Below are 13204 nucleotides of genomic sequence, written 5' to 3' on the forward strand. Positions count from 1 at the left end.
TTAAACCAAATTTATAACCTATTGTAAATCGTTGTTATTTTATCCGTAATCACTTCTTCTGAATAGGTATGTTCAACATGCCATTTAAACAACATCGCATGTTCCTGTCTTAATGATGAATGGGCAATATAGTGACTTATAGCCTTGCTCAGCGTTGCATCATCATTTGCAGGCACGATATTTCCTATTTGTCCATTCAATACAACCTCAGCACATTGCCCTACATCGGTTACTACACAGGCTAAACCACTTAAACCATATTCCAGTAAACTTAACGGCAGCCCTTCCGACCTAGATGCCAAAACCCCTATATCACATTGCGACAATATATTGTCCGTATCATTTCTGCTACCATAAATAAAAACATTATTTTCCAGATTATGGTCACCTATATAATCTTTTAATTCTTCTGAATAAGCATCATTTTCATCTTTACCCACCAAATGTAATGTCCATAAAGGATATTTGTTTACAACCCATTTAAAAGCCTTTAATAAATTTAAATGATCCTTTTGTGGTCTTAAATTAGCCAGACAAATTATTCTTTTCCCTGGCTCACCTTTTAATTCTGTTTTCTGACCAGCACTCTTATCTAAAACCGCAAAATTAGGTAGGTATTCCACCTCTTTTACTTTCAGGTTTTCTTTAGCCCAGTTCACTAATCTATTATTAACACTGATTATATGACTGAAATATCCTGAACAAAACTTAAGCGTTGGTGTTCTGCGCAGATCTAAAAATTCACTATTTCCATAATGATCGTGCCAGACTATTTTAATACTATTGTTTACAAATTTAACTAAGGTCGCCAAAAAGAAGGATGATGCATGTACGTGAATAATATCAATCGCTTCCTGTTTAATAAAGCGATGTAACCTCAACACAGCATTGGCATCTAAAACAAACTGCTTTTCCAAAAACAAATACCCAACTTCATCTTTCAAAAGCCCTTTTAAATCGCCTTCTTTACGCGTCGTACACAAGTAAGACCTGTCTACTCTGGACACCAATGCATTTGCCATATTAACAGCCACACGCTCGGCACCACCTGGTTCTAAACTATCTATTAACTGTAATACGCGCAAATTAAAATATCATTTTGGAGTTGATTGTATCAATGCTTTTATGTCTTTTTCAAAACGGTCTAAGGTAAACTTTTGAGACCATTCCATCGCTAAGGCAGACATCTTTTTTAAGGTTTCTAATTTTATCAAAGCGTTGTTTATGGATTGTACTGCCAGTTCCAATTCGGGTTTAATTAAAATGCCTCGTTCACCTCCATCAAGCATATCCGAAACACAGGAAATATCGGTTGCTATGGGTATAACTCCAAAAAACATCCCTTCTGCAACGGCTTTTGGCCATCCTTCCGACTTAGATGCCAATATTAAAAAATGTGCCTGTTTGTAAGCCTTTTTAAGGACCTCTTTAGACTGGTTCCCTAGAAGACGAACCACCGCTTCCAAATGCTTTGCTTTTATATAGGCTTCCAGTTCGCTTTTTAAAATCCCGTCTCCATAAAGATCCAGTTGCACCTTTCTACCTTGTTTATTTAAGGCTTCCACCATTTGTATAGCCAATAAGGGCCGTTTTCCTGACACCAGACTACCAACAAAAACAAAATATAACCGACCATCGTACTTCCGTTCCTTTAAAATCTCCCTTTCTCCTTCAGTATAACTCGCTGTAAAAAACGGTTTAATGTTCTTTGTTTGTTCCGGCCAATGGCCATAAACCAGTACCTGCATGTTTCTGGTTAAAAATGTATTTGATAACAGCCACTTTTGCAAGCGATAACTTAACGGTTGCTTTGCCTTCGGATCCCAGTTTCCAGCATATTTAGCCGTTTTTATTTTTTTTGGAAACAACATCTGCACCAGACACCCGAGCAGTCCTATATTTCCCGGGCACCGCAAATGTATATGATCTGCCCGCCTGCAAGCTTGACATAACCGCATGAATATCAAAGGCAAAAACCATAGCGTTCTTACTATTTGCTTCAGATTAATAAGAGAAATCTCAGGTATTGTTGTAAACTGAATATCCCTTTGTACATAGGGTAAATCTATGTCTGTCGGTATTCCATCCTCTAAAGCCCCCAAAACTTCTACCTGATCGACATGTTTAAACCAAAGGTTCATTTCACGAACATAGGGCGCATAACCAAAATATTGATTTTGATTTTTTTTATGCAATACATGTGTTATAATTAAAAACCTCATTGCTTAACTTTTGGAGGACATAAAAATAAAGATAACCAGCCTGTAATGCGACCAAAGCTCTCGGTAAAAGCTTCCTTTTTACTGTTAGAAGTTATAACATTCGTTAGACGGATTACGGTTAACAGTAAAGCTGTGGCATGCCACTTCCATCGGGATTTGAAATCCGCATTTCTATATTTTACACGCCATACGTACCATCCGTTCCTGATAACCATTTTACCATATTTAAAACGATTTGGGCGTCCCGAACCGTCATGATAATGTTCTAATTGCGCCTTCGTATTTATGTATAGTTTTCCCTTTTTCGCTAATCGCAATGAAAACTCTGCATCTTCATATAGGCCGTACCCTTCAAAATAGGTTGAGAACTTACAGGCTTTAAAAACTTCGGCTTTATAGGATGATACCCCTCCCATGATTAGTTCCACCTGATACACTTTGCCTGAAGGCGGCAAAAAACTAACCGAGCGTCCATGCGAAAACGACGGCATAAACCCAGGATTGACATCTGGTAACAGTCCAAATTTACGGCGCATTTTAAATCGTGATGGTTCATTACGCATCCAGCCGTCAAAATAAAACTTTTCAGGATTCCTTTTCCCATCTGAATGTTCCCATTTTACTTCGTTCGTAATATAACCACCTACCGCCAAGGCTTTTGGAAACACCTCATATGTACTTAGCAACTGTTTAAAATAATCGGGGTCTAAAATCACATCATCGTCTAAAAAACAAACTACATCTGTATTCTCAGGCAATTGAGAAATTCCAAAATTACGTTGTCTGGTTAAGCCTCTGTACGATGCACTGACTTTATAATAGGTTGTATTTTCAAACTTATTTTGAGAAATAAGGTCTTTACTATCATCATCGTCAGACCCATCTATTATTAAAATCGCATCAGGATACACCGTTTGCTCCTTTACCGAATCTAATAAACTCTGTAAAGCTTTTGGGCGCATATAAGTGCATACAATTAAGGTAAAGGTCATATTTTGAGGAAGCTATTTCTTATATAATTTTAAGCATCTAATTTAATAAATTAATGATTGCTTAAAATTTAGAAAGTTATTAGTTCTTTAAAATTTATTTTTGTTTATTTCTTATATTCATATATGCCTATTGTTTTGAGGAACTTATGATTTGGTTCATATTGAAATTGGTATTATAATGAGGGTTTGTTCATTTCTTTTACTTTTTTACATTGCCTAAAATAGTAACAAAAAAGTCTAGGCTTACGATAATTTTCTTGAATTTCTGGCTTCAAGATTTTGCCTGCGCATGTCAAACGCTACGCTAGGCCATGCTCCGCTGCCCATACCTCACCTTGAACCTGAAATTATTACCAAATTAATCGTAGGCCATTTTTAGGATTTATTTTTTGATGCTACGCATCCCAATTTCATTTCTACTCTTATTATTTCTGAGTTTTAACAGAATTATGACTCTTTTCTTGATTTTGATGTTTGGAGGGTTTACAAAGTTTGAGTCGTGAAGGGTGATCCTTCGACTATGCTCAGGACAGGCTGCTATTCCCAAATGCTCTTCACACGTATTGCAACGTCTTTACGAGGATTTGATATTAAGAGGAGCAAACATGGTTTGCGGAAAATAGAGACAAAGTAATCTGTTTCATTGTACTTCTCTGCTCCTTTTTAAAGATGGCTTTACTTCAACTACGCTCAGTACAGGCTTTTGTACCTCGCCAGAACGTTGTGGTTGTGAAACATAAGTCGCTACAATTGGATTCCACATCAAGTGCGGAATGTCAGCAAGGTGCTTTCTTGTCTGGCTAAGGGTAGTTGAAGTCCTATCCTGATTTCATCAAAAAACTAAGGCTCAATCCATTACTCAAAACCAAAACACTTTCAGTCGGAGCTTATCAAGAAAATATAAGACCTAACCTAAATAACCAAAGTAACGAAACCATTGTCAGGCCGAGCTTAGCCTGTCTTGAGTTTATCGAAGGATCAAAGTCATAACCAAAGAATCGAAGTCTAGCCTTAAACTCTCACATTAATTACAGTTCATTAATCATTTTTATTTTCTAACCTAACACTTCGACCTTTCGACCGGGCTCAAGACAGGCTACACTCAGTGTGACAAACTCTATACTTCAAAAAAACACAAGAACTCATCTTAAATTACCAAAGTAACGAAACCTCCGTCAGTTTGAGCTTAGCCTGTCCTGAGTTTATTGAAGGGTCGAAGTCCTACCTCCCTTTCCAAATTGAGTATAATTCTTAGAATATTTAACAAGTTTCTCCCAATCCTTATCAATTAAAGCCTGTTTCTTTCTTCTACTCCACCCCTTTATTTGTTTTTCTATTTTTATAGCCTCATCTGTTGTTGTAAACATTTCAAATCAAACTAATGTAACAGGGCGACGCGTATAGGTATAAACCTCTATGTCTTTTCCTACCTGATGTTCATGTAACCGTCTTTCCATACTATTTGTTATTCCCGTATAGAAGGAATTATCACTACATTTTAGGATGTATACAAAATAGGTTTTCATACTCTACTCTTTTTTCTATTATGTACTTCGCTTCTTAGGTTATACTCAACACTTCGACCCTTCGACTGGGCTCATGACAAGCTCTAATCCAGGTGACAACCTTTGATATCGGACTGAGCTCAGGATAGTGAGTCTTCGACAAGCTCAGACTGACAAAAATCTATTCTTCATACTGTAAGATTGAGTTTATCCAAGTCCTGTTCTAATTTAAAGACCTCAATTCCTCAGCCCAGTACACACTTCTATCCCATTGTTTCTTAAAATTCTTGAGGTACTTCAATGGATTTTTAATCGGCTGTTGTTTATAGTACTTAAAAAATAACGTGGTCTTATACCCTAACAACTGGGTTCTCGTCTGGTGTTTTAATTTAAATAACATCACCGTAGGTGACGGTTTCGGCTGAATCAGATCATCATGCCTCTGCTGTTTAAAAACCGTCCTAAAACCTCCTCGAGGTGCTTTTAAATGCGAAATGCTGGGCTTAGGCACGTATAAAATATCTTCCCCTATATTACGCAACTGCATCCCGAAATCGGCGTCCTCTCCAAAACCATGTTCATACCCCATATCAAAAGAACAATTTTTAATGATATTTGCATTAACAATACTGCAACCAGAACCAAAGGTCTCCCATTGCTTTTGATTTTTCAAATCATTAATATCTTCTGGAGAATGGCAAGCAAATGTAAACACATTAAAAGTATGCTGCTTTATAATCTGAAAAGCCTCTTCTATAAATTCCGTTTTCAATCTTATATCATCATCAGCCATAAATACCCATTCACTATCCACCTGTTCTAAAGCCCAATTTCTGGCATAACAGGCTCCCGTCTGATGTGTAAACATATGCTTTATTTTAAAAGGCCAATCCGCGGTTTCCAAATAATCTAATGCCGACTCACTTCCTTCTTTTGGGTTTTGCTCAACGATAATTATTTTCTCAGGAATACAGGTTTGTTCCCTTAAATCGCATAATACATCGTATAGGCAGTTTTTCCTTCCAATGGTTGGGATAATAACGTCTACACTGTCTCTCTTAACATTTGGTTCCTGATTATCCAGTTGTAAAGACCTGTTCTCTAATTTTAAATCTTTTCTTCTCCTGAAAAATAAGGCATATATACACGGCAAAAATGGCATGCGTTTATTATAAACCAATAAATTCATGAATAACAAAAACACCCAGATTGCCTTATAATGTTGCTTTACAAAACGAAAAAGTTCATATGCGTTAGCTTTAACATGAGCAACTTCCATGTTCCCTTTGATGAGTTCCGGATTAGAATAACAAAAGACACCCTGAGACATACACCTTTTTGCCAGAGAATTCAAAACATAATCAAAGTTTTCACTGGGATGAATCTGAGCTTTTACACTCAGCAATATTGAAGCCTGTACAGCTCCGACCAGACTGCTCATCTGCCAGGTTGGATACTTTACGCCTTTATTCACTTTTATAAAAACCGACTCATCCACATACCCTATGGCTTCTCCCAGATAATTCCATTCTCCTGCTGAAAAAGATTGTAGCTCCCTCTTGTTAGCAGTTATAGTAGGTAAAGCTGAAGTATTCAAATTGGATTTACAAGCTATATGACACCAAACCAAAGTTTCTTCAGGATACTTTTCAGCAATTTCAAATAAGACAACGGACATGTAAGCATTCTCATCAAACCTGATATTCCGACCTTCAGTATCCTGAATTTCTATTGGCTTATTATGTTCATGATAGATTATGACCATTGACTACTTAATAAACGGTTTGTAAAATTCCACACTTTTTCCGGCAATCTCCATATGACTAAAATCCTTTATGACACGCTTTCGAGCCGCCTTTCCAAAGTCTTCCCTTTTTTGTTGATTATTCAGCAACTCTAAAATACGATGCGCATAATTATCGTGTGCTTTTGGATGAACCAGAAACCCTTCTTTGTCATCGTTGATCATTTCTTTTGCCCATCCTATATTTGATGCCACAATCGGCTTTTCCATGGCCATAGCTTCCAACCAGGATAAAGGAAAAGCCTCAGCAAAACTAGGAAACACACATACCGTTGCCGCGTTAATTACCTCCTGAATCATCTGATGATTAACCCCCCCCAGATACTGTACCTGTTTAATCGCCGATGCCGTAAACACTGGTTGCATTAAGGACCAGGTTGATGTCTTTCCGGTTTTTATATCCCCACTATCATGCCCCACCAAAACGAGTTTTACCTCCTTATTTTTCTCATGTACTCTGTTAAATATCTCCACCAATTCAAACAAGCCTTTCTTTCGTATTAGGGTTCCAAAATACAAAATGGTTAGAGGCTGTTTATCTGAATGATTCGGGTTAAACTCATTTATATTAACACTATTAGGAATCACCTCAAAAGGCCGTTTTAACCCCAACACTTTATTCGTCAGTTCACCGGTAAACCTGCTTACGCTTATGATGCCGTCTGCCCTTTTTAAGGCCCGTCGCTCCAGAAATTTATTTTTAAACTTTACCGGTCTTTGTTCCAAATGGCAAAAATAGGTATCGCTACCATTTTCACGAATTACTACAGGACATTTCGGCTTCACAAAAGCCGTGAATCCTGTCCAGTCCGGAGCTTCCACAAGTTCCAGTCTCCCCTGATCATATAAGGCATTGATTAAACGCTCTACTTTTTTTTGTGTCAGGATTAAAGACAAGCCTTTGAGTTTTATATTCTTTATGGTATAAAAATGAATTCCCTGTTCTTCAAAATAAGCATCTTTCTTTTGCCCATACACCAGAACGCTTACCGTATGCCCCAGTTCCTTCAAGGCTTTGGTTAATCCATAAATACTGGTCCCGACACCTCCTGATTTTCCAAAATTTTGATGTGGATATTCTGGTGTTACAAAGGCTATTTTCATAATATTTTTTGATAAAATCACATGATTATTATTTCTTTATTACCACATAAACCTTGTTAAAGTCAATAATTTCATAAGGTTTGTTAATACCATAAGCTTGAAGTGTTAACTTTATAGACTCTAAATTAGTATGCCCGTCGAAATAAACCAATCCACAGTTTTTTTCTAATACTGGTCCATCTGAAACATAATCATATTCATCTCCAAGGTAATAAGATGCATACATTAATTTACTAAATCCTCCATCCTTGGCAGATTGTAACGGCACAATACATGTCGAAGGACTAAAATGATCACTTATGAATTTTGAAGCGGCTTTCCAATTCTGTTTTTTATATGAATAACTTTTATAGCTTGTAATAATCAATAATCCCAACAGGTAATTAATTATATAATTTCTTTTATCATAATATTGTTCGTATAGAACAAACGTTAAAAACAATAATATTAAAGGAATTATTACGATAAAGTACCTTTCAGATAAAACAAATAATTTCAACCCTAATAAATAAGCCACTGCTATTATTAGTATCACGGGGACTAATAATATAAAATACTTCGAAATTGAAGCAAATAGTACTTGATATTTTACAACAAATGGGAACAACAAAGACAATAAAAACAAAAATCCAAATTTATTTAAAGCTAAGTATGTAGAAAAATTCAACATAATTGTCCACATATTATTTCTTTCCCAAGAGAATTCCTTTACATGGTTTCCCATGTCAACATATAAAAATTGATATATGGGCCATAAGATGGCAAAAAAACCAATAATTATAGAACCTAACAGTATATGAGCAGCCTCTTTTCTCCTTTTTACTGTTAACAAATACACTATCAGAAACGTTAATAGGGAAAACACCAAAATACTCCCAAAATGATGGGTGTAACACGTCAAAATCACTACAGAAAAACATAAAAAATAAAATTTTTTATTAAAATGAAGACCCCGCTTAATATTTAAAATGTAGATACTAAAAGCAATGCTTAAAACACAGGATAAACTATAAAGTAAAGCATACATCCTAACTTGTTGTGCATAAAACATAACTCCAGGAGTAAATGCACTCAAAGCAGAAAAAATTAGGGCTATTCTTCTACCGAAGTATTTACATAATAAAATATAAGAACAGGTAATACCTAAAATAACAACTCCATAACTCATAAATCGAAGTACCACCTCACTTCCTCCAAAATTCTTTCCCCAATAAAACAACAACAAGTGATATAGGGGAGGACTCCCCTCTAAACTAAGATAATTTGTAAACATCTCCTTAATTCCTGATGTTTTTAAAGTTACGGTTGCCGAAAATATCTCATCCAACTCCAAGGATTCCCGACCAATATTAGGAAAAACAATTAATGTCGTAATAAAAATTATCAAATAAATACTCCATTTGGAATTTAACAAAAATTCAACTAATTTTTTTATATCATATCCCTCCATAATATAGGCTTTCATTTTAACTTTAATAAGAAGGTCTTATAATTACTAATCTCATTTTCAAATAAAAAAGTAATTCTCTGAAGCAACCTTATTTTCATATCAAGAATCCAGTTTCCTTATAACACTTGTTTTTAAAACCCCCTGCTTATTTATTTAATATTTTTAATTTCATGAAAATTATGACCTGATCTAGGTGAATATGAATTTGAAAAAATAATTTTCTTATGCATTTAAAATACCTTTAATCGTTTTCCAAATATTCTCTGATGCCCGTTGAGGTTCTTCTCCAGCAATGATATTGAACCATTTTTTTGCGCTACTTAATACGGTCTGGTTTTCATCATTTAGCATGGTTTCTAACTGTTCTGATATCATATCTGAATTATTTAACCAAACCACAGATTCTCTAGTTGGCATAGACCTAAAGTGAACGTATTTATAAATCGTATGAATATCTTTTAAATTTTCAATCGCCTTGGGGTTATAATTCATATAGGCGCATGGTTTATTATGACATATAAAATCAAACACCATAGATGACCCGACATTAATAACCAATTTAGAATAATATATTGTGTTAAACAATTGCAATACATCCTCTTTTAAAGGCATTATTTCATTCCAATAGACACCTCTTTTTTCCCATTTTGGACTAACCTCATAAACAACATCCTTATAGGTTTTCAAAACCAAATCAAATCTATTTGAAAAATCCACAGGACATTTTCTAAATAAAATTACAATATTATATCCTTTATCATTTAATTGTCTTACAGCTTTGGCCGTAGCTTCAAGATATTGTGGGTCGTATGGAGATGTTGTAACATCATCCCCAGAAAAGCAAATATAATCGACTCCTTTCGGTAAATTATTCCAATTTATAAATTCATCCTTGGAAAGCACTAATTCCTTTTGAAAATGACATTCAAACTGAGGTGTTCCTGTTACATGAATCTGCGCTTCATTTATATAAGGGTAATAGGTTAATAATTCATTTTTCATATGAACACTCCAAACAAAATAATAATCTGTTTCTAAAACCATAGTAGCTTTAGGTACATTATCCCATGAAAATATGAATGTCGCTGTTGGAATACCTACATCTTGAGCTGCAAGAATTGGAGAAATGGCATTAACAGGCCGTTGATTTGTGCAAAACACAAAATCTGGTTTTTCTTTTTTTAATGTTTCAACGCAAGATTTATAAAACGCAGTTTTTCGCTCCGATGCTTTTATTTTATCACGCAATCTACTTAGTTTATTTCCTTTATATTTTAAAATATAATATTGAACTAAACCCTTTTTTATGCGCTGCTTTAAGGTTGTTATTAACGGCTTAAAACTATATTTTCTATATATATCATCTTGAAACTGCCCTTCAAATTTTTTTAATTCGATTTCTTTCCTTGCCCTTTTGTACAGATCTGTTTTGGAAGATGCCTTACCATAAAGTTTTAAGTCACGACACCCTAGCTCGGAAAGATCAAACGACGTCTGGTTCCAATACGTTACTTCAAAACCCATATGATCTCCAATAGCAGGAAAAGAAGAAAAAACAAAGTTTCTCAATCCAATACCATCCGGTAACAAAACAAAAACCTTATTGTGTTTCATTAATCTTATGTTTTAGAATTACTCTGCTTTCTCCTTATAAAATCCTCTGCTTTTTTCCAATCCTCCATCGTGTCAATATTAACATGCCATTCTGGATTGGCTTCTATAAATGCCGTTGTTTCCCCATATAGTGAATTCTGATTTAACACAACACTTGTTTTTACTAAATAGATTGAGCCATCACGATAGTAAGCAGTAGGAAGTTCTTGACGTCGTTTTATAATTTGTTCATCTCCTGTAGCTATTTTTAACCCACCATTTTCGTTAACTTCAAACACCCAGTGCGGATTAAATTGATGGGGCACTTTCAATACAGAAACTAAAGCATCTTTTTTAGACTTTGTAAATTCTAAAATTGCTTCATCAATAAAAGCACTAGTTCTAAAAGGATTTGTTACTTGCAGCAAACAAACCGCATCATAATGCTTACCTATTTTTGATAATGCTTTTAAACTGTGTTTTACAACCTCAATAGTCCCAGCTGTATCAGTTGCCAATTCTGATGGTCTAACAAAAGGCACCTGCACTCCCAACATTTTGGCCATTTCCATAAGTGTTTTATCTTCTGAAGAGAAAATAACATCATCCAATAATTTTGATTTCAATGCAGCCTCAATAGTATATTGCATCAATGGTTTTCCTGCGAGATTTTTTTTGTTTTTATCCGGTATGCCTTTAGAACCACCTCTAGCCGGTATAATCCCTAATACTTTCATTAATATGTAATGGTTTTATGAAATCTAAATTCAATGTCAGCCAAAATATCAGCTATTTTTTTACCACTATCACCATTACCATATACGCTGCTCTTTTGGTTTTTGGGGTTGAACAACTGAAGTTCAATAGCTTCCTTTATTTTAGTTTCATCATAAGGGACATCCAAAACATTTTCTCCTCTTAAACGCCTGTTTTGACGGGTACCAATATTTACCACAGGTACGCCCAAATAAGCACATTCCCGTATGCCAACACTCGAATTCCCTATCAAACAGCTACTGCATTGTAATAGTTCCAGAAAATCCTGACCCTCCATATTTTTGAAAAAATGCACCTGCGGCAATTCAAAATGCTCTCTAAAAGCCCGTATACCCGTTGATGTTCCATCGGCCCCTGCATCTACATTAGGCCAAAACCACAAGGTTGGCTTATTAATCCTATTTACAGCTTTTAAGGTTAATTCTATATGGGCTCTAGACTCTTTATATTCTGTCGTTACAGGATGCTGCATCACCACCAAATAGCCCTCCGACAAATCGGGTTCAGATCCAACACCACCATATTTTTCATAGGGATTAAACGATAAGTGTTTTATATTTTTTATATCTAAAGCTAAATCTATAGACGGACAGCCTGTATTAAATACCATATCAGGTTGTTCCCCCAGTTTAATCACTCTAGATTTAGCATCTTCGGAAGCCACAAAATGGTAATCTGACAGTTTCGTAATGGCATGGCGCACCTTTTCGTCAATATTACCCGTAACCTCTCCGCCCTGAATATGAGCAAGAGGTATATTCATATAAGACGCTGCCACAGCCGTGGCCATGGTTTCGAACCTGTCTGCCACCGTAACCACTATATCCGGTTTTAAATTTTCAAAAACGGTAGATAATTCCAGAATACCAATCCCCGTCGTTTTGGCTGCTGCGGTTAAATTCTCACCCTCCAACACATTAAACACCTTAGCTGCCACCTTAAACCCATCACGTTCCATATAATTAACAGCCGACCCATAACGTGGTAACAGTGCTGAAGCCGCAACCACCAGCAACAACTCCAAATCGTCATGAGCATCAATAGCCTGTAAAACTGTTTTAACACGACTATAAGAAGGTCGAGCAGTAATTACTATACAAATTTTACGTTTCATCAATTTAAAAGTTCTTTCTTTTTAAATAATTAAACTTTGTGTTTAACTTTTCTTTAAACCAATATATTTTTTGTTTTATGGTTGGATTAATAAAAAACACTTTTACGCCCCCTTGCCAATTATTTTCATCAAAAACCCCCTTAGGGTGGTTTTTTTTATTACTTGTCATGTGAACAAAAAGTGATTTAGAAAACATATGTAATATCTCCTGATATTGATTCATTCTATCACCCTCAATTATTATAACGGCATTTTGGGACAACGAATTTGCAATTTTCTTAAGGTTAGGCTCTTTACCATCAATTATCAACAAATCGTATTTCTTTTCTAAATTTACGTCATCTAAATTTTTAAAAATTTCTATTTTTTTAGATTTCAAATGTTCTTTTAAACTTTTTAGACAAAATTCATTGTCTTCAGTCCCTGAGTAATTTATGTCACTTCCAAAATAATTTAAAACCGCACTAGGCAATGTACCAATACCTAAACCTATCTCTAAAATATTCATTACCTTGTTTTTTCTTATAATTTGTAGCGTTTTATAAATGGCAAACTGACTGGCAATATGCTGGCTACCTTCAAAACTTGAAAATTCCAGATAGGTCTCTACTGCACTTTGTTTTAAACTTTTCATTCGATTTCT

The 13204-nt window shown here is 35.2% G+C and carries 12 protein-coding genes; all 12 read right to left on the minus strand.

Annotated features, from left to right (window positions below):
* Nucleotides 1–11: 11 nt before the first annotated feature.
* Nucleotides 12–1085, minus strand: coding sequence for a glycosyltransferase (locus R1X58_RS01345; RefSeq protein WP_240571498.1), 1074 nt, complete (start codon nt 1083–1085; stop codon nt 12–14).
* Nucleotides 1086–1094: 9 nt separating this feature from the next.
* A complete protein-coding gene (locus R1X58_RS01350; RefSeq protein ID WP_240571499.1) occupies nt 1095–2222 on the minus strand; it encodes a glycosyltransferase family 4 protein in 1128 nt (375 codons plus the stop codon).
* A complete protein-coding gene (locus R1X58_RS01355; protein ID WP_240571500.1) occupies nt 2219–3214 on the minus strand; it encodes a glycosyltransferase in 996 nt (331 codons plus the stop codon). Before R1X58_RS01355 ends, R1X58_RS01350 begins: the two co-directional genes overlap by 4 nt.
* A gap of 1202 nt (nt 3215–4416) precedes the next feature.
* Nucleotides 4417–4581, minus strand: coding sequence for a hypothetical protein (locus tag R1X58_RS01360; protein ID WP_317293004.1), 165 nt, complete (start codon nt 4579–4581; stop codon nt 4417–4419).
* Between the two features lie 6 nt (nt 4582–4587).
* On the minus strand, nt 4588–4740 hold the full coding sequence (locus R1X58_RS01365; protein ID WP_306468576.1) for a GIY-YIG nuclease family protein: 153 nt from the start codon (nt 4738–4740) through the stop codon (nt 4588–4590).
* 202 nt (nt 4741–4942) lie between these two features.
* Nucleotides 4943–6484, minus strand: coding sequence for a glycosyltransferase family 2 protein (locus R1X58_RS01370; protein ID WP_240571501.1), 1542 nt, complete (start codon nt 6482–6484; stop codon nt 4943–4945).
* Nucleotides 6485–6487: 3 nt separating this feature from the next.
* Complete coding sequence (locus R1X58_RS01375) at nt 6488–7627, minus strand: glycosyltransferase family 4 protein (RefSeq protein WP_240571502.1); 1140 nt, start codon at nt 7625–7627, stop codon at nt 6488–6490.
* 28 nt (nt 7628–7655) lie between these two features.
* Nucleotides 7656–9092, minus strand: coding sequence for a glycosyltransferase family 39 protein (locus R1X58_RS01380; RefSeq protein WP_240571503.1), 1437 nt, complete (start codon nt 9090–9092; stop codon nt 7656–7658).
* Between the two features lie 207 nt (nt 9093–9299).
* On the minus strand, nt 9300–10691 hold the full coding sequence (locus R1X58_RS01385) for a glycosyltransferase family protein (protein ID WP_240571504.1): 1392 nt from the start codon (nt 10689–10691) through the stop codon (nt 9300–9302).
* A gap of 5 nt (nt 10692–10696) precedes the next feature.
* Entirely contained in the window at nt 10697–11407 is a 711-nt protein-coding gene (locus R1X58_RS01390) for an acylneuraminate cytidylyltransferase family protein (RefSeq protein WP_240571505.1), read from the minus strand.
* Nucleotides 11407–12564, minus strand: coding sequence for a UDP-N-acetylglucosamine 2-epimerase (gene neuC, locus R1X58_RS01395; RefSeq protein ID WP_240571506.1), 1158 nt, complete (start codon nt 12562–12564; stop codon nt 11407–11409). Before neuC ends, R1X58_RS01390 begins: the two co-directional genes overlap by 1 nt.
* A 1-nt stretch (nt 12565) precedes the next feature.
* The gene (locus R1X58_RS01400) at nt 12566–13195 is read right to left on the minus strand and encodes a hypothetical protein (protein WP_240571507.1); all 630 of its coding nucleotides are present in this window, start codon (nt 13193–13195) and stop codon (nt 12566–12568) included.
* Nucleotides 13196–13204: the final 9 nt, after the last annotated feature.

The organism is Aestuariibaculum lutulentum, from assembly GCF_032926325.1.
GTDB lineage: Bacteria > Bacteroidota > Bacteroidia > Flavobacteriales > Flavobacteriaceae > Aestuariibaculum > Aestuariibaculum lutulentum.

Bases quoted from the DNA above. Each gene is read 5' to 3' on its own strand.
- R1X58_RS01390 (WP_240571505.1), bottom strand. From the start codon at position 11,407: ATGAAAGTATTAGGGATTATACCGGCTAGAGGTGGTTCTAAAGGCATA.
- R1X58_RS01385 (WP_240571504.1), bottom strand. From the start codon at position 10,691: ATGAAACACAATAAGGTTTTTGTTTTGTTACCGGATGGTATTGGATTG.
- R1X58_RS01350 (WP_240571499.1), bottom strand. From the start codon at position 2,222: ATGAGGTTTTTAATTATAACACATGTATTGCATAAAAAAAATCAAAAT.
- R1X58_RS01400 (WP_240571507.1), bottom strand. From the start codon at position 13,195: ATGAAAAGTTTAAAACAAAGTGCAGTAGAGACCTATCTGGAATTTTCA.
- R1X58_RS01375 (WP_240571502.1), bottom strand. From the start codon at position 7,627: ATGAAAATAGCCTTTGTAACACCAGAATATCCACATCAAAATTTTGGA.
- R1X58_RS01355 (WP_240571500.1), bottom strand. From the start codon at position 3,214: ATGACCTTTACCTTAATTGTATGCACTTATATGCGCCCAAAAGCTTTA.
- R1X58_RS01370 (WP_240571501.1), bottom strand. From the start codon at position 6,484: ATGGTCATAATCTATCATGAACATAATAAGCCAATAGAAATTCAGGAT.
- R1X58_RS01360 (WP_317293004.1), bottom strand. From the start codon at position 4,581: ATGTTTACAACAACAGATGAGGCTATAAAAATAGAAAAACAAATAAAG.
- R1X58_RS01380 (WP_240571503.1), bottom strand. From the start codon at position 9,092: ATGAAAGCCTATATTATGGAGGGATATGATATAAAAAAATTAGTTGAA.
- R1X58_RS01365 (WP_306468576.1), bottom strand. From the start codon at position 4,740: ATGAAAACCTATTTTGTATACATCCTAAAATGTAGTGATAATTCCTTC.